Genomic DNA, 23,214 nt, shown 5'->3' with positions numbered 1-23,214 from the left:
CAGCTCGTCCACGGTCACCGGCCGGTCCAGGTGTCCCATCAGCCACTCCAGCACCGGCTCCAGGGTGGGCGCCTCGCGCCCTTCGCGGCGGCCTCGACCGCCGCGAGGAGCGTCGACTCCGCGGTGGCCTTGTCGACTCCGAGGTCGGCGAGCACCCCGCTGCCGTTCTCCAGCTCCAGCAGGGCGAGCAGGATGTGCTCGGTGCCGATGAAGTTGTGCCCCAACCGCAGCGCCTCGCGGAAGGTCAGCTCCAGCGCCTTCTTGGCCTGCGCGTCGTACGGGATCAGGTCGGGGACCTCGGCCGACGACGGCGGCAGCGCGGCCGACGCGACCTCGCGCACCCGCTCCAGCGGCACGCCCTGCGCGACGATCGCCCTCGCGGCGAGAGCCTCCGGCTCGCTGAGCAGCCCCAGCAGCACGTGCTCGGGGCGGATCTCGGCGTGCCCGCTCGCCCGCGCCTCGTTCTGCGAGGCCATCACGGTGTTGCGGGCGCGCGGGGTGAACCGGCTGAAGCCCTGTTGCGGGTCCAGCGTCGCCTCGGTGGCCTTGGGCACGAAGCGCTTCTGCGCCGCCTGCTTGCTGACGCCCATGCTCCGGCCGATGTCGGTCCACGAGGCGCCGGAACGCCGCGCCTGGTCCACGAAGTGGCCGATCAGGTGGTCGGCGATCTCGCCGAGGTGGTCGGCGACGATGACCGCGCCGGCGAGCTGGTCGAGGGCGTCGGTGTGCGCCTTCTTGATCGCCTGGATGAGGTCGTCGAGCCGAACCGGGTTGCTCATCTGCGTGTGTTCGGTCATGCGTCAACGATAGGTTGACGCATGCCTGTCGTCAACCCCGAGTTGACGATGTCCCGCAGGCGACGGCCGACTGACCGACGGGCTGCGGCGGTCCGCTGCCGCCCCGGCACCGCCCGGTGGCGGCGGGCCGGTGCGGCGGCGGTCGGTCAGGCCGCGCTTCCGGCCGTCCGCAGGCTGGCCGGGCGCATGTCCGTCCAGACGCTCTCGATGTGGCTCAGGCACTCCTCGCGAGAGCCGCGGACGTCCACCGCCTGCCACCCGTCCGGCACGGGCCGATCGGCCGCCCAGATCGAGTACTGCTCCTCGGCGTTGCGGACGACGACGTACTGCTCCGCTTCGAAACTCATCCCGCGTCTCCCCGCCACGAACCGGTCACTGAAGATCACTGATACCGCACGACCCTATCCAGCCGGCGCGGCCGGGGCAACGACGACCTTCACTCGATCCGGCGACGCGCTTCCCGGTACCGGCGGCGGCCCCGGCCCCTGGCGGCGGCGGTTCAGCTCCCGCCGCCGGGGTGCGGCGCGTCGCCCGACAGCGGCCGGACGAGGAGCTCGAACGCCTCGGCGTACCACGTCTCCGGCACCGACTCGGGGTCGACGAGGCGCTGGATGCTCAGCCCGATGTCCAGACCGAGGAGCAGGGTCGCCGTACGGGCCACCAGCGCGGGATCCGACCCGTCGGCCCGGACGGCCAGGTGGGCGGCGATCCCGGCGCGGGTGCGGCGCAGCGCCTCGATGTAGCGGGGACGCACCCGCGGATTGCGCATGGCGGCGATCCAGAACTCCATCATCAGCAGCGCGAAGTCGGCGTTCTCCCCGGCCCGGTCGCCGGTCGAGTTGGCCGAGCTGAGGGCGGCGAACGCCTGCACCATGTCGGACTCACCGGCGTCGACCTGGGTCAGATCGGTGCCGATGAGGTCCAGCTGCCGGTCCAGCAGGGCGAGGATGATGTCCTCCTTGTTGCGGAAGCTGGAGTACACCGCGCCCTTGGTCAGCCCGGCGGCCGCGGCGATGTCGTCCAGGGAGGCGGCCGGCCCGCGCTCGGCGAGCAGCCGCTGCGCCGCGTCCAGCAGGCGGTTCCGGTTGTGCCGCTGCCGCTCCTGGCGCCCCATTCGTTCCATCAGGCGACTCTCCCGTCGTTCCGCTTGACCCGAATCTCCGCATTCCGCATACTCGGCGGTATCTGAATACCGACCAGTATCGGAGATGTCATGGTGCTGCGCGTGGACCATGTCTGCAAGGAGTATCGCGGAGGGGTGCGGGCCAACGACGACATCAGCATCCGGGTGAACGCCGGCCAGGTGTACGGCCTGCTCGGCCACAACGGCGCCGGCAAGACCACACTGGTCAACCAGGTCGCCGGGCTGATCAAGCCGACCAGCGGCACGATCCGCATCGGCGACGGCGACCCGGTCGCCGACCCCGGATTCGCCCACCGGGTCTGCTCGGTGCAGCCGCAGGCCCAGGTGCCGCTGATGGGCGTCACGCCGCGCCAGGCCATCACCCTGGTGGCCCGGATCCGGGGGGCCGGCCGGGCCGAGGCGGCCGCCGCCACCCAGCGGTTGCTCGAGGCCCTCGACATCACCGAGTGGGCCGACACCCCGGCCGAGCGCCTCTCCGGCGGCGTCCGCCGCCTCGCCGCGTACTGCCTGGCCGCCGTGCGGCCGGGCCAGGTGATCGTGCTCGACGAGCCCAGCAACGACGTGGACCCGGTGCGCCGGCGGCTGCTGTGGCAGCAGGTCCGGTCGCTGGCCGACGACGGGGCCGCCGTCCTCCTGGTCACCCACAACCTCACCGAGGTCGAGCGGATCCTCGACCGGCTCTCGGTCCTGGCGCACGGCCGGGTGGTCGCCGAGGGCACCGTCGCCGACCTGCGGGCCGGCGCCGGCCCGGCGCTGCGGCTCGACGTCAGCCTCTCGGCCGGCAGCGACGAACCCGCGCCACCACCGTTCGCCGGGCAGCCCCCGCGCCGGGACCGGCAGCGGCTCGTGTACGCCCTGGACACCGCCGACGCGGTGGCCGCCACCGGGTGGGCGGCCCGCATGCAGGCCGCCGGCACCATCGAGGACTTCTCGCTGTACCCGATGCGGGTCGAGGACATCTACCTCGCCCTCGAAGAGCACCAGACGACCCACGAGGAGGTCGACGATGTCGTGGCTCCGTAGCTACGCCCTGCTGCTGCGCTGGAACACGCTGCGGCTGCGCTTCCTGCTCCCCCTCTTCGCGATCGTCTCCGCCGGGCTCTCCGTGGGCATCATCGTCGGCTTCGCGTACCTGCTGCCCGACGTCGACGCGACCAGCGCCGCGTTCCTCGCCACCGGCGGCCCCACCATCGGGCTGATCACCGTCGGGCTGGTGATGGCCCCGAACATGGTGGCGCAGAGCAAGTTGCAGGGCAGCTTCGAGTTCGACCAGACGCTGCCCGTCCCACCGCTGGCCTCGGTCGCCGCCGGGGTCACCGTGTGGATCCTGGGCGCGCTGCCCGGGCTCGTGCTGTCGCTGCTGGTCGCCGCGTTCCGCTTCGACCTGCGACTGGACCCGAGCCCGCTGGTGATCCTCGCCGCCCTGCTCGTCGCCCTGACCGCCACCACGCTCGGCTACGGACTGGCCCACGCCCTCCCGCCGGCCGCAGTCGGCCTGGTGACCCAGCTCGTCGTCTTCGTCACGCTGATGTTCTCCCCCGTCAACTTCCCCGTCGACCGGCTACCGGGCTGGTTGCAGGCCGTGCACGTCGTGCTCCCGTTCCAGTACATGGCGCAGAGCGTGCGCGAGGCGCTGGTCGGCGGCATCAGCGGCACCCCGTACCTCGTGATGGGCGCGTGGTGCCTGGTCGGGCTGGTGGTGACCTACCGGCTGATCGTCCGGCGGCCCTGACTCACCGGGGGACGACCTCGTACAGCGGGAAGTAGCTGTCGAAGGTGTCCCGGGAGTAGGCGTCGGCCAACTGCGGGATGGCGTCGAAGGAGGCCACCGGCTCGTTGATCTCGGGCAACCAGCCGGTGCTCTCCTGCACGTCCCGGATCCGCCGGCAGTCCTGGAACCGCCAGGCGTGGGTGTGCACGTGAGTGTGCCGGCCGATGCACTCCACCGCCCGCAGGTTCGACAGCCGCATGCCGTGCTTCCAACCGACGGTGGCGAGCACGCTCTCGCGGGCCAGCGACTGCAACGTCACCCGGTGCAGCCCACCTCCCATGTTGTCCAGGAAGATGGAGGCGCCCTGGCCGCCGCTGAGCTCCATCACCCGCTCGACGAAGCGCCGCTTGGAATCCTTGTGCCGGTCCAGCGCGTCCGGGTCGCCGGAGGCCTTCGCCACGTCGTAGTCCAGGTCCGGGAACTCGCGGCGGTCGATCGGGGCGGCGCCGGAGGCGGCGATCGCGGCCAGCCGGGTGTCGCGGCCGGACACCATGGCCGTACGGAAGCCGTCCCGGCGGGCCAGCTCCAGCTGCGCCCAGACCACGCCGCCGCCCCAGCCGAGGACCAGCGGCGGCTCGTCCCAGTGGTCGTCGACCTGCGCCTCCCAGCAGCGCCGGGCCACCCGCCAGTTGTCCCAGGCGGTGAAGTAGCGGGCGAACGGCGCCCAGCGCTCGATCGGGTGGCGGCCCTGCTCCGGCAGGGGCACCAGCAGCCGCGCCTCCGTGACGAACCGCCCGCACAGCAGCCCCGGCGAGCCGGGGGCGTCGTACGCGCAGATCCGCTCGGCGTAGCCGTTACGGTCGATCACCCCGAACGGGATCCACAGGCACTCCTGGCCCTCGCGCAGGCCCCGCACGCCGGGCCCGGCCGCGAGCACCCGGACCACCCCGCAGGTGCCGAGGACGATCTTGTCGTCGCCCCGCTGCCGCGCCACGTCCACCGGGTGCCGGGAGATCGCGTGCTCCATGTTGGCTTCCCAGCAGCCCACCAGCGGCTCGACGAGGACCTCGCCCTCCTCGGGCCGGCGCACCGGGATCTGCTCCAGCGTCAGCTGTCCCCGGGTCAGCTCGCTCCCCGGTTCAGTGGCATGCAGCACCCACGCCTTGGTCGTCGCCATCCTGCACCTCCTGATCGTCGTCATCCATCTGGGCGGCCAGTGCCTGTTCCACGGCGGCGGCGAACGCCGTCACCGTGCGGTTCTCGAACACGCTGCGGATCGGCAGGTCGACCTGCCACGCCCGGCGGGCCCGCGACACCACCTGGGTGGCCTTGATCGAGGTCCCGCCGAGCGCGAAGAAGTCACCGTCCGGGCCGAGGCCCTCCACCTGGAGCACCTGGCCCCAGAGCGTCGCCACGGCCTGCTCGGTGACCGTCATCTCGGCCTGCGCCTCCTGCTCCCCGGCCAGGTCGCGCGGCGACGGCAGGGCGCGCACGTCGAGCTTCCCGCTGCTGGTCAGCGGCAGCCGGTCGAGCGGCACGACGGCACCGGGCAGCATGTACTCCGGCAGCACCTGCGCGCAGTGCGCGAGCAGCTTCTCCGCGTCCACCCGCGAAGCGCCGGCCGGCACCACGTACGCCACCAGCGTGTCCGGCGTGCCGTCCGAGCCGTCCGAGGCGCGGGCCACCACCGCGCACTCGGCCACGTCGTCGTGGCGGCGCAGCACCGCCTCCACCTCGCCGGTCTCGATCCGCAGGCCGCGTACCTTGACCTGCTGGTCGGTGCGGCCGAGGAAGCGCAGCGCACCGTCCTCGGTCCAGCGCACCAGGTCGCCGGTGCGGTAGAGGCGGGCACCGGGCGGGCCGAACGGGTCCGGCACGAACCGCTGCGTGGTCAGCTCGGGACGCCCGGCGTACCCCCGGGCCAGTCCGGCGCCACCCACGTGCAGCTCGCCGGGGATGCCGACGCCGACCGGGCGGCCCGAGGCGTCCAGCACCCGGACCGTGACGTTCGGGATCGGCCGGCCGATGGGTGGGGCCTCGTCCTCGGGGCCGCACTCGTGCACCGAGACCCAGATCGTCGCCTCCGTCGGGCCGTACGCGTTGAAGACCCGGCGCCCCGGGGTGCGCCACTGCCGCACCAGCGAGGCGGGCAGCGCCTCGCCGGCGAGGACGAGGGTGCGCAGCTCCGGCAGGGCCGCGACCGGCACGGCCGCCAGGGCCGACGGGGTGATGGTCAGCGCGGTGATCCGCTCGGTGGCGAGCAGGTCCCGCAGGTCCGGCCCCGGCGCCACCCGCTCGGCCGGGGCGAGGTGCAGGGTGGCGCCCGCGCCGAGGGCCATGGCCACGTCGAAGACCGACGCGTCGAACGTCGGCGACGCCCACTGCAGCACCCGGTCGTCCGGGCCCAGCCCGAAGAGCGCGCGCTGGGCCGCGATCACGTTGCACAGCCCCCGGTGCGGCACGAGCACGCCCTTGGGCCGGCCGGTCGACCCCGAGGTGTAGATGGAGTAGGCCAGGTCGTCGGGACCGGCCGAGGCGGGTAGCCGGTCGTCGGGCAGGTCGGCGTACCGGTTGCGGTGCGCGTCCAGCAGGACGGTCTCCACCCCGGCGCGCGGCAGGCCGGCGCGGTGGTGCCGGTCGCTGACCACCACCGCGACGCCGGCGTCGGCGAGGATGTCGGCCAGCCGGGCCGGCGGGTGGTCGGGGTCCAGCGCGACGAAGTAGCCGCCCGCCTTGAGCACGGCGAGCATCGCCACGACCAGTTCCGGGGTACGCCCCAGGCACAGCCCGACCGGCGTGTCCGGGCGCACGCCCAGGCCGCGCAGGTGCCGGCCGAGCTGGTTGGCCCGGCGGTCCAGTTCCCCGTAGGTGACCGACTCGCCGCCGGCGCGCAGCGCGACCCGCTCGCCACCCAGGTCGGCCTGCTCCTCGACGAGCCCGTGCACGGTCGTCCCGTCCGGGTACGGCGCGGACGTCCCGCTCCAGCCGGCCACCAGGGCGCGCTCGGCGTCGGTCAGCACGTCCACGTCGCGCACCGGCGTGTCCGGCCGCGTCGCCACGGTGTCGACCACCGTCGCGAGGTGCCCGAGCAGCCGGGCGACGGCGTCGTGGCCGACCCGACGGGGGTCGTAGCCGACCCGGACGGCCAGCCGCTCCCCCTCGGGGATCACCAGCACCGACAGCGGATAGTTGGTCCGGTAGCGGTACTGCCCGTCGCGGATCTCGACCGCGCCGCTGCGCCGGTGCAGCACGCCCACCCCCGGCAGGTTGAGCACCGTCATGATGGTGTCGAACAGGGGCAGGCCCGGGGGCACCTCGCTCCACCGCTGCACCTGCTCCAGCGGGCTGAAGTCGTACCGGCGCAACGTTGCCTGTTCGTGTTGCAGGGCGACGGCCGTGGCGAGGACCGAGCGGGCCGGGTCGAAGCGAACCCGCACCGGCAGCGTGTTGATGAACAGGCCGGCGGTCTGCTCCACCCCCGGCACGTCCGACGGGCGGCTGGACAGCGTGCCCCCGAACACGACGTCGTCGCGCCCGCTGTGCGCCCGCAGGACCAGCGCCCAGCAGGTCTGCAGCAACGAACCGAGGGTGACCTCCCGGCGCCGGCCCAGCTCGCGCAGGGCGGCCACGGTCTCCGCCGGCACGTGCAGCACCTGCTCCGGGTTGTCCCGACCGGACGGCTCCGGGGCGCTGCCGTCCGGCGGGCGGATCCACGCCGGGGTGGTCGAGTCGGTGACGCCGCGCAGCGCCTCCCGCCACGCCTGCCCGGCCGCGTCGAGGTCCTGGGCCCGCACCCAGCCGACGTACTCGTGGAAGGAGGTCGCCGGCCGGGTCTCCAGGGGCCGCCCGCCGGCCAGGGTGTCGTAGTTGGCGAACGCCTCGTCGAGCACCATCAGCGCCGACCACGCGTCCAGCAGCAGGTGGTGGTAGCGCAGGACGAACGTGTAGTCCTCCTCGCCGGTGCGGATCAGGGTCAGCCGGACCAGCGGCGGCTGCTGGACGTCGAACCCCTGGAGCCGGTCGGCGCGCAGCCGCTCCTCCAGCCGCGCCGGCAGGTCCGCGGCGGGCACGTCCCGCCAGTCGAGGGTCTCCATGGGCACCTCGACGTGGTCCCGGACCACCTGGACGGGCTGCTTGATGTCCTCCCAGTGGAACGACGTGCGCAGCACCGCATGCCGCTGCGTGAGCGCCTGCCACGCCGCGAGCAGCAGGTCCGGGTCGACCGGCCCGTGCAGCCGGTACTCGACCTGGTCGACGTAGAAGGCCGCCCGGGGGTCGGCGAGGCTGTGCGACAGCAGCCCTTCCTGCATGTACGACAACCGGTAGATGTTGTCGACTCCGGGAACTGTCAAGGCTTGTCCTTCCTCAGCGTCTCGGGTGCGGTGGGACGTCCGTTCGGGCGGCCGGAGCTCGCCCCGGCCAGTTGCGCGGCCAGCGCGGTCAGGTCGCTCGCGTCCAGCTCGGCGTCGGCGAAGGCGGCCAGGTCGGGCGGGGTGCGGCGGCCGGTCCCGGCCGGCGCCCGCTCCCCGCCCGGCCGGCCGGACCCCGGCGCGGCGTCGGCGTCGGCGCGCCCGCCGCCTTCCCGGTCGCCGGCAGCCCCGTCCTCGGCGTCCCGGTCGTCGGTGGCGACGGCGGCGAGGTCCCGGACGGTCGGGTGGGCGAAGACGTCGGCCTCGGCGATGCGCAGGCCCGCCCGGCGGGCGGCCCCGACCAGCCGGAGGCTGAGGATCGAGTCGCCCCCGAGGTCGAAGAAGTTGTCGGTGACGCCGACCCGGTCGACCCGGAAGATCTCCGCCCAGATCTCGGCGAGGATCTCCTCGCGCGGGCTCTCCGGCGCCCGGTGGGGACGGCCCGGTCCCGGCCCGGCGGCCCGGGTCGCGGCCGGGGTGGCGTCGACCAGTTCGGCGTAGAGGCCCGGCCGCCACCGCTCCGGCAGGTGCCCGGCGAGCCGGGACCAGTCGGCGTCCGCGACCACCAGGCACGGCGGCCCGGACGCGGACCGGGCGAGCACGTCCATTCCGGCCGTCGGGTCGAGGGGGTGCAGGCCGAACGCGGCCAGCCGGTCCCGCTCGCGGGATCCCAGCCGGGCCGCCATCCCGGTCTCCGCCCACGGGCCCCAGGCGATGCTGACCGCCGGCAGGCCGAGGGCGCGCCGGTGGCCGGCGAGGGCGTCGAGGAAGGCGTTGCCGGCGGCGTACCCGGCCTGGCCCGCGGTGCCCACCACCCCGGCCAGCGAGGAGAACAGCACGAAGAAGTCGAGCTGGTCGTGGAGGGTGGCGAGGTGCAGGTGCGCGGCGGCCAGCTTCGGCCGGAGCGGGACGTCGAGGCGGTCGGGCGTCTGCGCGCCGAGCGGGGCGTCGTCGAGGCCGCCGGCGGCGTGCACCACGCCCCGCAGCGGCGGGCCGGCGCGCCGCGCCTCGGCCACCGCCAGGTCCAGCGCGACCGGGTCGGTGACGTCGCAGACCAGGGTCCTCACCCGGTCGTCCCCGGTCGGGAGGGGATCCGCGCCCTCGACGGTCGTGGCGCCCCGGGACAGCAGCCACACCCGGCCCGCGCCCCGGTCCAGGAGCCAGGCCGCGACCCGGCGGCCGAGGCCGCCGGTGCCGCCGGTGACGAGGTAGCTGCCGTCCGGGTGCACGGGCAGGGTCTCCGGCCCGTCCGCCGGTGCCGGCAGGAGCCGGGGCACCAGCGTCCCCGTCGGGCGGACGGCCTGCTGCGGCGGCGGGGCGGGGGCGGCCAGCGCGGCGAGCACGGCGGCGGCGTCCGCGACCGGGTCGCCGTCGGGCGCCAGGTCGACCAGGACCACGTCGGCGTCCGGCCGCTCGGTCATCGCCACCCGACCCAGCCCCCACACGGCGGCGTGGGTGGGGTCGACCAGACCGGTGTCGTCGGTCTGCTGGCAGCCGCGGGTGACGAGCACCAGCCGGGCCGTCGGGTGCCGGTCGGCCAGGGCGTGCAGCAGGTGCAGCGCGGCGTGCGCGCCGTCGGCCTGCCGCTCGTGCAGCGCCCCAGCGCCGCCCGGCACCCCGGGGCCGTCGTCGAGGGGCCACAGCAGGGCGACACCGCGGAGCGGCTCCGGGTCCGGCTCCGCCAGCAGGGCGGGCAACCCGCCGGGGTGGTCGGCGACCGTCGCCGGCCCGACCGACCGGCAGGTCCCGCCGCCGTCGCGTACGGCGGCCGCGACCCGGTCGGCGACGCCCCCGTCGTCGGCGAGGAGCAGCCAGCGGCCGGCGGTGTCGGTCGGGCGTTCCGGGGCCGGGTCGGCGGGACGCCAGTCGATCCGGTGGCGCAGCCGGTCGCCGTTCTCGGCCCCGCGCAGCAGCGCGTCCCGGCGGACCCGGCGCAGCCGCAGGCCGTCGACGACCAGGCGGACCCGGCCGGCGGCACGCAGGGTGACGTCGAGGACGAGGTCGTCGCCGTCGGGGGTGGCCGACCGCAGCCGGGCCCGGCAGGTGAGGTCGTCGTCGCCGGCGGCCGTCGGCCCGGGTGCGTACCAGGCGAGCCGGTCGACGCCGACCGGGACGGCCAGCCCGCGTCCGTCGGTCGCCAGGGCCTGCGGGGCGAGCGCCAGGACCAGGCGCAGGCAGGAGTCGAGCAGGCCGGGTTCCGGTCGCGTGGACGGCGGCACGACGCGCGGGCGACGCAGCGTCGCGTCGACCTCGTCGCCGTGCCGCACGACCGACTCCAGCCACCGGTAGCGGGGGCCCAGCCGGTAGCCGGCTGCCCGCATCCGGTCCTCCAGGTCCACCACCGCGGTGCCGGCGGTGTCGCGGGGACGGGCGGGTTCGGCCGGCGCCGGGCCGGCCGGCCGCACGGTGCCGGTGGCGTGCACCCGCCAGCGCCCCGGGGCGGTCCCGGTCGCGCTGACCACCTCGGCGGTGCGCGCGGGGCCGTCCGGGGCGCCGAGCAGCACCTGCACCCGGGCCTCTTCGCCGGCGGTCAGGGTGAGCGGCTCGGGAAAGGCCACGTCGGTGACCTCGGCGGCCGGTTCCCCGTCGGCGGCGGTCGCGGCGAGGATCGCGGCGAGGTGGTTGGCGGCCGAGACGACGGTGGCGCCGAAGAGGCCGTGGTCGGTCAGCCGCTCCGGCAGCTCGGGGCCGACGACCTGCTCGAAGACGCTGCCGGTGAGGGCGGGTGAGCGCAGCCGCTCCCCGAGCGGGCCGGTGTCGGCGGACCGGGCCACCCCGAGGCGGGTGTCGCGCCAGAAGCGGCGCCGCTGGAACGGGTACGTCGGCAGCGGCACCCGCCCGGCGTCCGGGTGCACCCGTTCCCAGGCCACCGGCGCGCCCGCGCAGAACGCGGCGCCGAGGGCGTCCCGGATCACGGCGCGGTCGCCGCGTCCCCGGCGCATCGTCGGCACCCACCGGGCGCCCCGCGGCACGAGCGCCCCGCGGCGGGCGAGCGTGCCCAGCACCGGGTCGGGGCCCAGCTCCAGCACCAGCCCGCAGTCCAGCTCGCCGAGGCGGCCCACCGCCTCGGCGAAGCGCACCGGCTCGCGGGCGTTGCGGCACCAGTAGTCGGCGTCCATCGGCCCGTCGAGCAGCCGCCCGGTCACCGTGGAGACCACGTCCACGCGCGGCTCGGCGGGTCGGACCCGGGCCGCCTCGGCGGCGAGTTCGGCCAGGACCGGGTCCATCAGCGCCGAGTGGAACGCGTGCGACACCCGCAGGTCGCGGTGCCGGACACCGGCGTCGTCCAGGGCCCGCGCCACGCTCTCGACGGCGCCGGCCGGGCCCGACACGACGGTCTCGGCCGGGCCGTTGTACGCCGCGACGGACACCTCGGGATGCCGGGCCAGCACGGCCTCCGTGGCCGCCCCGTCCGCCGCGACGGCGAGCATCCGGCCGCCGGCGGGCAGCGCGTCCATCAGGCGGGCCCGTACGGCCACCAGCCGGAGCGCCTCGTCCAGCGGCAGCACGCCGGCCACGCACGCCGCGGCGTACTCGCCGACGCTGTGGCCGAGGACGACCGCCGGCTCCAGGCCCCAGGAACCCCAGAGCCGGGCCAGGGCGTACTCGACGGCGACGACGGCCGGCTGGGTCCACCCGGTGCGGTGCAGCAGCCCACCGCCGTCGTGGAGCACCCGGACCAGGTCGTCGCCCAGATGCTCGCCGAGGATGTCGGCGCACTCGCGCAGGGCGGTGCGGAACACCGGCTCGGTGTCGTACAGCGTCCGGCCCATGCCCGGGTACTGGCAGCCCTGGCCGGGGAAGACGAAGGCGATCCGGGGGGCGGCGCGCACCTCGCCCTCGACCATGTCGTCCGCCCGGCCCTGGGCGTACCGGTCGAGGTGGTGGCGCAGTTCGTCCCGGTCGGCGGCGGTGACGGCCAGGCGGTGCCGCAGCGGGGCGCGGAACCGGGCGGCGGCGGCGCAGACGGCCGGCGCGGGGAGTTCCGGGTGCCGGTCGAGGTGGGCGGCGTAGCGGCCGGCGAGGGCCCGCAGCGCGGCGGGCGACCCGGCGGACAGCGGCAGCAACAGGCCGTCGCCGCTCTCCGGGGTGGCCGGCGCCAGGGCGGCCGAGGCGGACGCGGGGCGGTGCTCGGCCAGCAGTACGTGGGCGTTGGTGCCGCCGATGCCGAACGAGCTGACCCCGGCGACCCGGGGCCGGCCGTCCGGACCCTCCGGCCAGGGTCGGCCGGTGGTGGCGACCGACAGGGGCAGGTCGTCCCAGGGCAGGCGGGGGTTGGGGGTGCGGAAGTGCAGGTGCGCGGGGATCCACCGGTGCCGCAGCGCCAGCACCGTCTTGATCAGGCCGACCACTCCGGCCGCCGCCTCCAGGTGACCGATGTTCGTCTTCACCGAGCCGACCACCAGCGGTTCGCGCCGGTCCCGGCCCAGCACGTCCGCGGCGGCACGCAGCTCGATCGGGTCGCCGATCGGGGTGCCGGTGCCGTGCGCCTCCAGGTAGCCCACGTCGGCCGGGGCGAGACCGGCGGCGCGGAGCGCGTCGGTCAGCAGTTCCTGCTGGGCGGTGCCGTTCGGCACGGTCAGGCCGCTGCTGGCGCCGTCGTGGTTGACGGCGGACCCGGCGAGCACGGCGTGGATGTCGTCGCCGTCGGCGATCGCGTCGGAGAGCCGCTTGAGCACCACCATCCCGGCGCCCTCGCCCCGGGAGTAGCCGTCCGCCGCCGCGTCGAAGGTCTTGCACCGGCCGTCCGGGGCGAGCGCGCCGGCACGGCAGAGGAACAGGGTGATGTCCGGGGCGAGCATCAGGTGCGCGCCGCCGGCCAGCGCCAGGTCGCACTCGCCGGCCCGCAGCGCCTGGGCGGCCAGGTGCACGGTGACCAGTGACGACGAGCAGCCGGTGTCGACCGCCATCGACGGCCCCCGCAGCCCGAGCACGTACGACAGCCGCCCGGCCGCCACGCAGAAGAGGTTCCCGGTGCCGGTGTAGCCGTCGATCCGGGCCGGGTCGGCGATCTGGAGTCCCTTGTAGTCGTCGATGGACAGGCCGGCGAAGACGCCGCTGCGCGTGCCGCGCAGCCGGTCCGCCGGCATCCCGGCGTGCTCCAGCGCCTCCCAGGCCACCTCCAGCAGGAGCCGCTGCTGGGGGTCCATGCTCTCCGCCTCCACCGCGGAGATGCCGAAGAAGTCGGCGTCGAAGGTGTCCACGGTGGGCAGGAACCCGCCGCGGCGGGCGTAGATGGTGCCCGGTTCGAGAGGGTCGTCGCCGTGCAGCGCGTCGACGTCCCAGCGGTCGCGGGGCACCGGGCCGGTGGCGTCGACGCCGTCGCGCAGCAGCCGCCAGAACTCGTCCGGGCCGTCTGCGCCGGGCACCCGGCAGGCCATGCCGACGACGGCGATCGGCTCGTCGGCCGCCGGCACCGGGCCCGTCCGGACCGGGGTCGCCGCCGGCCCGGACGCCGGCCGGTCCCCGTCGCCGCCGCCGAGCCGGGCGGTGAGGTGGGCGGCGAGGTCGGCGACGGTCGGGTGGTCGAACGCCACCGTCGGCCCCACCGGGACGTGCGGACGCAGCTCGGCGGCGAGCCGCTCGGCGAGGCGGACGGCGGTCAGCGAGTCGAAGCCGAGGGCGAACAGGCCCGCGTCGGCGGGGATCTCCGAGCGGTGGCGGCCCAGCACCTCCGCCGCGCGGTCGACGACGTACTCCCGGACCCGGTGGCCGAGCCCGGCCGGGCTGCCGGCGCGGAGCCGGTCGACGACCGACGACCCGACGGACACCCGCTCCGGCTCCGTGGCCGGGGTGCCGGCGGTCCGGGTCACGGCCGGCAGCGCGTCCCAGGCCACGGGCAGGCCGGCGAGGTAGAGGTCGGCGGCCAGCGCGTGGACCGCCTCGGCGGCGTCCCGGTCGGGGCGCAGCGAGCCCAGCACGGTGGTGCCGGGCCGCCCGCCCAGGCACTGCAGCAACGCCGTGCGCAGCACCGGGGTGGGGCTGATCTCCAGGTGGACGGCGGCGTCGGCGCGGGCCACCGCGTCGAGGAAACGCACCGGCCGGCGGGACAGCATCCCCCAGTGCTCCGCGCCCAGCCGGTCGCCGCCGACCAGGTCGCCGTGGACGGTGGAGACCATGTCGGTGGTGGTGGGGCCGTTGCGCAGCAGCGGCCGCAGGTCCGCCACCAGTTCCCCGGTGAACGGCTCCATCTGGGGGCTGTGGAAGGCGTAGTTGATGCCGAGGTCGCGGTGGAACACGCGGTCCGCGGCCAGCCGCGCCACGGCGGCGTCCAGGGCGGACCGCTCCCCGGAGAGCACCACGCTCGCCGGGCCGTTGACCGCCGCCAGCGACAGCCCGGCGGGCAGGTCGGCGAGCAGCCGGGTGGCCTGCTCGGCGGAGAGGCCGACGGCGAGCATCCCGCCGCCGGTCGCCCGCTGCAACATGCGGCCCTGGTGGTACGCGACCGCCATGGCGTCCTCGACGCCGAGCGCCCCGGCGGCGTACGCGGCGGTGATCTCGCCGAGGCTGTGCCCGATCACCACGTCGGGTCGTACGCCGAGGCTGTCCAGCAGCGCGAGCAGGCCGATCTCCACCGCGACGATCGCCGGCTGGGCGACGGCGGTCTCGGTGAGCCGGCTCGCCCCGGCCGGCCGGCGGATCTCCTCGGTGACGGACCAGCCGCCGAGCGCGCGCACGGCCGCGTCGCACCGGTCCAGGGCGTCCGCGTACGGGGCGCATCCGGACAGCCCGTCGCCCATGCCGGGCCACTGGGTGCCCTCACCGGAGAACACCATCGCCAGGCGCGGGACGTCGGTGCCGGTGGCCGTGCGTACCCCGTCGGTGTGCTCCCCGGCGGCGGCGGAGCGCAGCGCGGCCACCAGGGCCGCCCGGTCCCCTCCGGTGGCGACCAGCCGGTGCGCCGCGCCCGCCGGGGCGCCCTGCGCGGTCGGCTCCGCCCCGGCGGCCAGCCGGTCCGCGGCCTCGGCGGCCCGGCGGCGCAGCGCGTCGGCGTCGGCGGCGCCGATCGGCACCATCCAGGACATGGGCACCTCCGTCACCGTGGTTCCACCGCCGCCGGGACGGGGAACGGCGTGTCCTTGATCTGGTGGCCACCCAGCTCGCCCTCCACCAGCAGCACCTTCGCGGCGGCGGGCGGCGCGGGCGGCCGGAGCACCTCGGCGACCGGCCGGTACGGGTCGGCGGTGATCGCCGCGAGCGTCGCCACGAGGTCGTCGAGCACCCGGCCGGCGGCCTCGTCGGTCAGCAGGTCCCGGTGGTACGACAGGATCAGCCCCAGCTCCACCCCCGGCATCACGTCGAGCCGGAACGGCTCGGCCAGCCGGCTGAAGAACGTCGGGACCCGCTCGGTGGAGCCGAACAGGGTGGGGTCGAGGTTCTGGAAGACCAGGTACGCGTCGAACATCGGCTCGTCCGCCGGCCAGCCGGCCCACTCCGCCACCCGCTCCGGCGCCACGTACTGGTGGTGGGCGGCGTCGGCGCCGACGGTCATCACGTGCGACAGCAGGTCGACGACGGGCCGGTCCGGCGCGGGCAGCCGCACCCGCATCGGCAGCACGTTCATCGTCGGCCCGGTCAGGTCCTCGACGCCCGGCAGATCCGCGGGGCGGCCGTTGAAGAAGACCCCCAGGGTGGCCTCGTCGCGGCCCGCGTACCGGGCGAGCAACGCCGCCCAGGCGGCCTGGACCAGCGTGTTCGGGGGCATCCGCAGCCGCTGCGCGGTGTCCCGCAGCGCCTCGGTGACGCGCGCGTCCACCTGCATGTGCTGCCGGGCGTAGCCGTGCCGGTCCCCGGCCCGGTTGTCGGGGGCGGACGCGGCCAGCAGGGTGGGCGACCACCCGCCGGCGAACATGTCCCGCCAGAACGCCGGCGTGTCGGCCGGTACGCCGCGCCGGCGCAGCCAGTCGACGTAGCGGCTGAACGGCACGTCCGTGCCGGCCTGCGGGGTCTCGCCGGCGAGCAGCCGGTGGTATTCGCCGATGACGTCGCTGAGGAAGACGCTCAGGCTCCAGCCCTCCATCCGCAGGTAGCTGAAGCTGAACACGGTCCGGTAGGCGTCCTCGTCGACCTTGGCCAGGAACAGCCGGATGCCGGCGGGGTCGTCGGGGGCGCAGCCCACCGCCTGGTCCTCGCGGAGGAACCGGGCCAGCGCCGCGTCCTGCTCGGTGGCGGTGAGCCCGGTCCAGTCCTCGTACCGGGAGGGCAGTTCGACGTCGCGCCGCACCACCTGGAGCGGCTCGTCCAGGTCGGCCCAGACGAACATGGTCCGCAGCAGGGCGTACCGGCGGGCCAGCCCCGCCCAGCAGCGGCGCAGCAGGTCCACGTCGATGGGGCCACGCAGGGTGTCGACGCGTTGCACCAGGAACTCGCCGGGACGCGGGTCGGCGACGAGCCGGCGCAGCATGTGCGCCTGGTACGGGGCCAGCGGGAAGACCTCCGCCACGTCGGCGTCGGCCAGCAGCCGCTCCCGGTGGGCCCGGTCGCGCTCCGACAGCCCCCAGTCGCCCGGCGACTCCGGGGCGGGCCCGTCGACGGTGCCGCCCTCGGCGAGCCGGGCGTCGGCGACCGCCGCGAGTTCCGCCACCGTCGGGTGCGCGAACAGGTCGCGGGGCACCAGCGGCAGGCCGGCCCCGTTGGCCCGGGCCATCACCCGGATGCCCCGGATCGAGTCGCCGCCCAGCTCGAAGTAGTTGGCGGTGGCGCTCACCCGTTCCAGCCCGAGGACGGACGCCCAGATGTCGGCGACGAGCTGTTCGGTGCCGTCGGCCGGCGGGACGTGCGCTCCCCGGTCCCGGGCCGCCACCGGCGGCGGCGCTGGCAGCTCCGACCAGTCCACCTTGCCGTTGAGGCTCAGCGGGATGCCGGGCACCGGGACGAACACCGCCGGCACGGCGTAGCGCGGGATCCGGTCCTTCAGGTGCGCCCGCCAGCGCGGGCCGAGTTCGCCCATCAGCCGGGCCTGGCGGGGCCAGTTCGCGAGCGCGCCGCCGCGCGCCGGGGGCGCCGGCGGCCACGACGGGCGCACGTCGGCGCGGTGGAACAGGGCGTCGATCCGGGTCGGGTCGGCGGCCGACGGGGCGACGACGACGCCCACGCCCAGCTCGTCGGCGAGCCGGTACAGCTCGTCGGGGTCGACGCCGGGCGGCTCCCGGTCGACCCGGGCGCGCAGCTCGCCCACCGTCCGGCAGGCGCCGTCACCGGCCCGCAGGACGGCGATCTCGCGGAGGCGGCCGTTGGGTATCCCGGTCACGGCGACCACCGGCTCCTCCCGGAGCCGGTCGCGCAGCCGGCCGGCCAGGTCGCCCTCCCAGCCGAGGGGGTCGGCGGCCGGCTCCGGCGCGGCCGGGCCGTCCGCCGCCGGGTCGGCGGCGACGCGGACGACCACGTCGTAGCGGAACCGGCTCAGCTCGTTGTCGTAGTCGCCGCGCTTGAGCCGCACCTCGACGGCGGCCACGCCGGGCAGGGTGTCGCCGAGGGAGGTGAACAGCGCCGGGTCCAGCGCCAGCTCCTCCTCCTGCCACGTCCGGGCGGCCGCCCGGGCGAGCACCACCGCCGGGTCGGCGTCCGGGTCCGCCCGGTGCAGTTCCACCGAGCGGTGGAAGTCGGCCAGCAGGGGCAGGCTGCGGACGTCGCCGACGACGATCCGGCCGCCCGGGGCGACCAGCCGGCGGGCCTCCGTCAGCACCTGCCGCAGGTAGTCGGCGTCCGGGAAGTACTGCACGACCGAGTTCAGCAGCACGGTGTCGAAGGACCCGGCGGGCAGGTCCGCCAGCTCGTGCGCGGCCCGCTCGTCGAGGGTCACGCCCGCCAGGCCGCGGGCCCGGACCTCGGCGCGGACCTGGCCGAGCGCGAACCGGGAGATGTCGGTGCCGTGGTACGACGCGGCGTGCGGCGCGATGCGCAGCAGGAGCAGGCCGAGCCCGCAGCCCACCTCCAGGACCCGCCCGGGCGGCTCCGCCAGGGCCAGGGCGACGGTCTCGTCGACCCACCGCCGCATCTCGTCGGGCGGGATCGGGGCGCCGGTGTAGCTGCTGTTCCAGCTGGAGAAGTTGCTGTCCGCGGCGTCGGCGGTCTCCGGCTCGGTGTACGCCTCGTCGAAGACCCGCGCCCACTGGTGCACGGCGCCGTCGACGTCGCCGGTCGCCGGGGGCTCGTCCGGGGTCACCGGCGCGGCCGGCTCCGGCTGCTCCCCGGAGCGGGGCACCACGTACGCCACGAGCTGGCCCTCGCCGGCCTCCCCGCCGGCGGCGTCGCGGCGCACGGTGACCACCGCGTCCCGGATGGTGGGGTGCTCCCGCAGGGCCGCCTCGATCTCGCCCAGTTCGAAGCGGATCCCCCCGAGCTTGACCTGGAGGTCCTCCCGCCCGAGGTAGGACAGGGTGCCCCCGGGCCGCCACCGGACGATGTCGCCGGTGCGGTACATCCGGGCGCCGGGTCGGTCGGTGAACGGGTCGGGGACGAACCGCTCGGCGGTCAGCGCGGGCCGGCCCTGGTAGCCGCGGGCCACCTGGATGCCGCCGATGCACAGCTCGCCGGGCACGCCGACCGGCACCGGCCGGCCGGCCGGGTCCAGCACGTAGATGCTGGTGTTGTCGACGGGGGCGCCGATCGACACGTCGGTGGCGTCCTCCCCCGGCGGGCACCGGTAGGCGGTGACGTCCACGGCGGCCTCGGTCGGGCCGTACAGGTTGTCGAGCCGGGCGGGCAGCCGCTCATGGAGGCGACGGACCAGGTCGCGGGGCAGCGCCTCGCCGCTGCACACCACCCGGCGCAGCCCGGTGCAGGTGGCCGAGCGCGGCTCGTCGAGGAAGAGCCGGAGCATCGACGGTACGAAGTGGACGGTGGTGATCCGCTGCTCGTTGATCAGGTCGACCAGGTAGCCGGGGTCGCGGTGCCCGTCGGGGCGGGCCATGGTGACGGTCGCGCCGACCAGCAGCGGCCAGAAGAACTCCCACACCGAGACGTCGAAGCTGGCGGGGGTCTTCTGCAGCACCGCCTCCCCGGCGGTCAGCTCGAAGCGGCGCTGCATCCAGCGCAGCCGGTTCACCACGGCGCGGTGGCTGTTCATCACCCCCTTCGGCATCCCGGTGGAGCCGGAGGTGTAGATGACGTACGTCAGGTCGTCCTCGGTGACCCCGCTGGGCGGGGCCTGCTCGGGCTCCTCGGCGCAGTCGTCGCGGTGCAGGTCGATCGTCGGCGGCGCGTCGGCGGGCAGCACGTCCCGCCCGCCGTCGCCGGTCAGCACGATCTCCGCGCCGCAGTCGGCGAGCAGGTACGCCAGCCGCGCGGGCGGGTGCTCCGGGTCCAGCGGCACGTAGCAGCCGCCGGCCTTGAGCACGCCCAGCAGCGCCACCAGGAGTTCCGGCGAGCGGTCGAGGCAGACGGCGACCCGGCTGTCCGGTCCCACCCCGTGCCGCCGCAGCCGGTGGGCCAGCCGGTTGCTGCGGCGGTCCAACTCGGCGTAGGTCAGCGACCGGTCGTCGAGCCGGACGGCGACGTGCCCGGGGGTGCGTCGGACCTGCTCGGCGATCAGCTCGTGCAGGACGCGCGGCGCGGGTTCCGGGGCGGCGGTGTCGTTCCACGCCCGCAGGACGCGGTCGCGTTCCTCGTCGTCGGTCAGCTCCAGCCGGGACAGCGGGGCGTCGGGGTCGGCGCAGACCTGGTCGAGCAGGCGCAGCAGGCTGGCCAGGATCCGCTCGACGGTGTCCCGGTCGAACAGGTCGGTGGCGTACTCCAGCCCGCCGGGCAGCGTGTCCCCGGCATCCGCCAGGGACAGCCACAGGTCGAACTTCGCCGACCCGGTGTCCCCCTCGACCAGCCCGACGAGCTGGGTGTCGGCGGTCAGGTCGACGCGGGGCGGCGGGGTGTTGTTCAGCGCGAGCATCACCTGGAACACCGGGTTGTGGCTGGTGCTGCGCTCGGGTTGCAGCTCGTCGACCAGCTTCTCGAACGGCAGGTCCTGGTGGACGAAGTCGGCCGACACGTCGGCGCCGACCCGGGTCAGCAACTGCCGGAAGGTCGGGTCGCCGGTCACCGTGGTGCGCAGCGCCAGGGTGTTGGCGAAGAAGCCGAACAGGTCCTCCAGCTCGGGGCGGTTGCGGTTGGCCACCGGCGTGCCGACGACCACGTCGGGCTGCCCGGACCAGCGGGAGAGCACCACCGTGAAGGCGGCGAGCAGCACCATGAACAGCGTGCTGTCGGTGCCGGCGCAGAGGGCGCGCAGCCGCCCGGTGAGCCGCTCGTCGACGGTGAACCGGAGGGTGTCGCCGCGGAAGCTCTGCACGGTGGGTCGGGGCCGGTCGGTGGGCAGTTCCAGCAGCGCCGGGATCCCGGCGAGGCGGTCCCGCCAGTAGCGCACCTGCCGGGCCAGCGTCGGCCCGGACATCTGGGCCCGCTGCCAGACCGCGTAGTCGGCGTACTGGAGCTTCAGCTCGGGCAGGCGGGGCGTGCCGCCGGTGACCAGCGCGGAGTAGCACTCGGCCAGCTCCCGGGAGAACACCCGACCCGACCAGCCGTCGGCGATCAGGTGGCTCCAGTTGACCAGGAAGACGTGCCGGTCCGGGGCGAGCCGGAACAGCCCGAACCGGACCAGCGGCCCGACCGCCAGCACGAAGGTCCGCCGGGCCTCCTCCTGGAGGGCCTGGCGTACGCGCTCGTCACGCTCGGCCTCGCTCAGCCCGGTCAGGTCGGTCACCGGCAGGTCGACGGCCGCGGGCGGCGAGACCACCTGCACCGGCTCGCCGTCGGCCTCCCGGATGGTGGTGCGCAGCGCCTCGTGCCGGTCGACGATGCGCTGCACGCTGTCCCGCAGCGCCGCCACGTCCAGCGGCCCGCGCAGCTCGACCGCCATCGGCGTGTTGTACGCCGGGCTGTCCGGCACCATCCGTTCGAGGAACCAGAGGCGCTGCTGGGAGAAGGAGAGCGGGGCGGGGCCGTCGTCACCCCGGCGGGGGATCTCGTCGCGGGTGCCGCGCCGCCCCTTGGACCAGGCCGACAGCAGCGCCTGCTTGGCCGGGGACAACGCCTGGGCGGGGCGCGCCCCGCGCTGCTCGTCGACGCTCATCGCGCGGCCCCGTCCGGCCCGGCGCCGTCTGCTGCGGACGACGGGGTTCCGTCCGCCCCGGGGGACCGCCTCCCGTCCGGGTCGCCGCCGTCCGACCCGGGTGCGGGCTCCGCGTCCTGGAGGGCCCGGATGATGGTGGCCTGGGCGGCGATGGTGTGCGCCTTGAACAGCTCCTCCAGCGGCAGGTCCACCGCGAAACGTTCCCGCAGCCGGGTGACCAGGCGGGTGGTCAGCAGGGAGCTGCCGCCGAGGGCGAAGAAGTTGTCGTGCACGCCGACGATCTCGAAGCCGAGCAGCTCGCGCCAGGCGGCGGCGATGGACTCCTCCAGGTCGTCGCGGGGCGCGACGTACTCGGTGGTCAGGTGGGGGCGCTGGTGCAGGGTGCTGCCGAGGTCCACGTCGAGGCTGGTCGGGCCGGCGTCCACCGGCTCCGGCGCCCGACGCAGGGCGACCGAGTCGTCCTGCACTGGCACGGGGCCGTCCTCCGGCACGTCGATCCAGTAGCGGCGGCGCTCGAACGGGTAGGTCGGCAGGGACACCCGGCGGCAGGACTGGCCGGCCGCGAAGGACTCCCAGTCGACGTCCACGCCGGACTCCCAGAGCCGGGCCAGGGTCGCCAGCAGGAACGCCTGGTCGGGCTGCGAGTCGCGGGGGTGGCGGACGGACGGCAGGACCGGTGGGGCCGCGCCGTCGCCGTTCGCCCCCACCAGCGCGCCGAGCACCGTGCCGGGGCCGACCTCGACCAGCATCCGGTCGGCGGAGCCGGCGAGCAGGGTCCGCACCCCGTCGGCGAAGCGGACGGTGCCGCGCAGGTGCCGCACCCAGTAGTCGGGGTCGGTGGCCTCGGCCGGGGTGATCCAGGTGCCGGTGACGTTGGAGACGTACGACAGCGACGGCTCGCGCATGGTGAGGCCGGCGACGTGGGCGCGGAACTCGTCGAGCACCGGCTCCATGGCCACCGAGTGGCCGAGGGTCTGCACGTGCAGCCGGCGGAAGTCCACCCCGTCGGCGGCGAGCCGGTCGGCCAGTTCCTGCACCGGCTCCACCAGGCCGGAGACGGTGCACTGGCCGGGGGCGTTCACCGCGGCGATGGAGAGTTCCGGCCCCAGCAGGGCGGCCAACTCCTCCTCGGGCAGCGAGACGGCGAGCATGGCCCCGCCGGGCAGCCGGTCGATGAGCTGGCCGCGCAGGGCGACGGTGTCGATGGCGTCGGCGAGGTCGAAGACGCCGGCCAGGCAGGCGGCCACGTACTCGCCGCTGCTGTGCCCGAGCATCGCGTCCGGGCGTACGCCCCACGACTGCCAGAGCATGGCCAGGGCGTACTCCACCGCGAACAGGGCGGTGGTGACCCCGGCGGACGTGCCGAGGAACTCCTGGACGGCGCGGTCGCCGTCGGGGGCGCGGACCACGTCGCGCAGGTCGAAACCGAGCCGGGCGAGGGCCAGGTCGGCGCAGCGGTCCAGGTGCTCGGCGAAGACCGGCTCGGTGGCGTAGAGCTGGCGGCCCATGCCGACGTACTGGCTGCCGCCGCCGGGGAAGAGGAAGGCGACCTTGCGGCCGGGCCGGAAGTCGACGGTGCCGGTCGGGGGCGCGGTCAGCGCGGCCGCGGCCTGGGTGGCGTCGCGGCAGACCACCGCCCGCCGACGCTCGAAATGCCGACGACCCACCTGCAACGTGTACGCCACATCAGCCAACCCCACCTCCCCCGCGCCCAACACCCCACCGACCCGACGACCCACCTCCACCAGAGCCGACGGCGTCCGCCCCGACACCACCACCACCTGCCAACCCCGCACCCCACCCACCGGAACACCCACCGCAGGCGGCTGCTCCAACACCACATGCGCATTCGTCCCACCAACACCCAACGCCGACACCCCAGCCCGCCGCACCCCCACCACCGGCCACGACACCAACTCACCATTCACAAAAAACGGAGACGACTCCAACGCCAACTTCGGATTCGCCTCACGAAAATGCACCGTCGGCGGCACCACACCCTCCCGAACCGCCAACACCGCCTTCACAAAACCCGCCACCCCCGCCGCCGCATCCAAATGACCCACATTCGTCTTCACCGAACCCAACGC

General features: G+C 75.5%; 10 protein-coding genes. 2 read left to right on the top strand and 8 right to left on the bottom strand.

Annotation, left to right across the window (positions count from 1 at the left end; all coding sequences use genetic code 11):
• Positions 1–38: 38 nt before the first annotated feature.
• The 3 genes from ABZ793_RS32310 to ABZ793_RS32300 form a co-directional block, all read right to left on the bottom strand.
• Positions 39–797: a Clp protease N-terminal domain-containing protein gene (locus ABZ793_RS32310; protein ID WP_357464350.1), complete on the bottom strand. Its 759-nt coding sequence runs from the start codon at positions 795–797 to the stop codon at positions 39–41.
• A gap of 146 nt (positions 798–943) precedes the next feature.
• Positions 944–1,144: an MbtH family NRPS accessory protein gene (locus ABZ793_RS32305; RefSeq protein ID WP_357464348.1), complete on the bottom strand. Its 201-nt coding sequence runs from the start codon at positions 1,142–1,144 to the stop codon at positions 944–946.
• A gap of 152 nt (positions 1,145–1,296) precedes the next feature.
• Positions 1,297–1,920 (bottom strand): TetR/AcrR family transcriptional regulator, encoded by a 624-nt coding sequence (locus ABZ793_RS32300; protein WP_357464346.1) that lies wholly within the window; start codon positions 1,918–1,920, stop codon positions 1,297–1,299.
• A gap of 90 nt (positions 1,921–2,010) precedes the next feature.
• On the opposite strand from ABZ793_RS32300, the gene ABZ793_RS32295 reads away from it, so the two are divergent.
• Both ABZ793_RS32295 and ABZ793_RS32290 read left to right on the top strand, forming a co-directional pair.
• Positions 2,011–2,964 carry an ABC transporter ATP-binding protein gene (locus ABZ793_RS32295; protein ID WP_357464344.1) on the top strand — a complete coding sequence of 318 codons (954 nt, stop codon included), beginning with the start codon at positions 2,011–2,013 and terminating at the stop codon, positions 2,962–2,964.
• Positions 2,948–3,673 (top strand): ABC transporter permease, encoded by a 726-nt coding sequence (locus ABZ793_RS32290; RefSeq protein ID WP_350702755.1) that lies wholly within the window; start codon positions 2,948–2,950, stop codon positions 3,671–3,673. Before ABZ793_RS32295 ends, ABZ793_RS32290 begins: the two co-directional genes overlap by 17 nt.
• Before the next feature lies 1 nt (position 3,674).
• On the opposite strand, the gene ABZ793_RS32285 is transcribed toward ABZ793_RS32290, so the two are convergent.
• From ABZ793_RS32285 to ABZ793_RS32265, 5 genes are read right to left on the bottom strand one after another with little or no spacing between them, the layout of a single operon-like run.
• Positions 3,675–4,829: a hypothetical protein gene (locus ABZ793_RS32285; protein WP_357464341.1), complete on the bottom strand. Its 1,155-nt coding sequence runs from the start codon at positions 4,827–4,829 to the stop codon at positions 3,675–3,677.
• The gene (locus ABZ793_RS32280; protein ID WP_357464339.1) at positions 4,792–8,004 is read right to left on the bottom strand and encodes an amino acid adenylation domain-containing protein; all 3,213 of its coding nucleotides are present in this window, start codon (positions 8,002–8,004) and stop codon (positions 4,792–4,794) included. The genes ABZ793_RS32285 and ABZ793_RS32280 overlap by 38 nt, the downstream gene beginning before the upstream one ends.
• Positions 8,001–15,086, bottom strand: coding sequence for an SDR family NAD(P)-dependent oxidoreductase (locus ABZ793_RS32275; protein WP_357464337.1), 7,086 nt, complete (start codon positions 15,084–15,086; stop codon positions 8,001–8,003). Before ABZ793_RS32275 ends, ABZ793_RS32280 begins: the two co-directional genes overlap by 4 nt.
• 11 nt (positions 15,087–15,097) lie before the next feature.
• Positions 15,098–21,124: an amino acid adenylation domain-containing protein gene (locus ABZ793_RS32270; protein ID WP_357464335.1), complete on the bottom strand. Its 6,027-nt coding sequence runs from the start codon at positions 21,122–21,124 to the stop codon at positions 15,098–15,100.
• Entirely contained in the window at positions 21,121–23,202 is a 2,082-nt protein-coding gene (locus tag ABZ793_RS32265) for a type I polyketide synthase (protein ID WP_357464352.1), read from the bottom strand. The genes ABZ793_RS32270 and ABZ793_RS32265 overlap by 4 nt, the downstream gene beginning before the upstream one ends.
• Positions 23,203–23,214: the final 12 nt, after the last annotated feature.

The sequence above is a fragment of the Micromonospora sp. NPDC047465 genome, from assembly GCF_040643125.1.
Lineage (GTDB): Bacteria > Actinomycetota > Actinomycetes > Mycobacteriales > Micromonosporaceae > Micromonospora.
Note: the sequence above shows the minus strand (reverse complement) of the source record. Positions and strands in the feature narration are given on the sequence as shown.

Excerpts from the sequence above, each read along its gene's own strand:
- ABZ793_RS32310 (WP_357464350.1), bottom strand. The coding sequence starts at position 797 with ATGACCGAACACACGCAGATGAGCAACCCGGTTCGGCTCGACGACCTC.
- ABZ793_RS32305 (WP_357464348.1), bottom strand. The coding sequence starts at position 1,144 with ATGAGTTTCGAAGCGGAGCAGTACGTCGTCGTCCGCAACGCCGAGGAG.
- ABZ793_RS32300 (WP_357464346.1), bottom strand. The coding sequence starts at position 1,920 with ATGGAACGAATGGGGCGCCAGGAGCGGCAGCGGCACAACCGGAACCGC.
- ABZ793_RS32295 (WP_357464344.1), top strand. The coding sequence starts at position 2,011 with ATGGTGCTGCGCGTGGACCATGTCTGCAAGGAGTATCGCGGAGGGGTG.
- ABZ793_RS32290 (WP_350702755.1), top strand. The coding sequence starts at position 2,948 with ATGTCGTGGCTCCGTAGCTACGCCCTGCTGCTGCGCTGGAACACGCTG.
- ABZ793_RS32285 (WP_357464341.1), bottom strand. The coding sequence starts at position 4,829 with ATGGCGACGACCAAGGCGTGGGTGCTGCATGCCACTGAACCGGGGAGC.
- ABZ793_RS32275 (WP_357464337.1), bottom strand. The coding sequence starts at position 15,086 with ATGTCCTGGATGGTGCCGATCGGCGCCGCCGACGCCGACGCGCTGCGC.
- ABZ793_RS32270 (WP_357464335.1), bottom strand. The coding sequence starts at position 21,124 with ATGAGCGTCGACGAGCAGCGCGGGGCGCGCCCCGCCCAGGCGTTGTCC.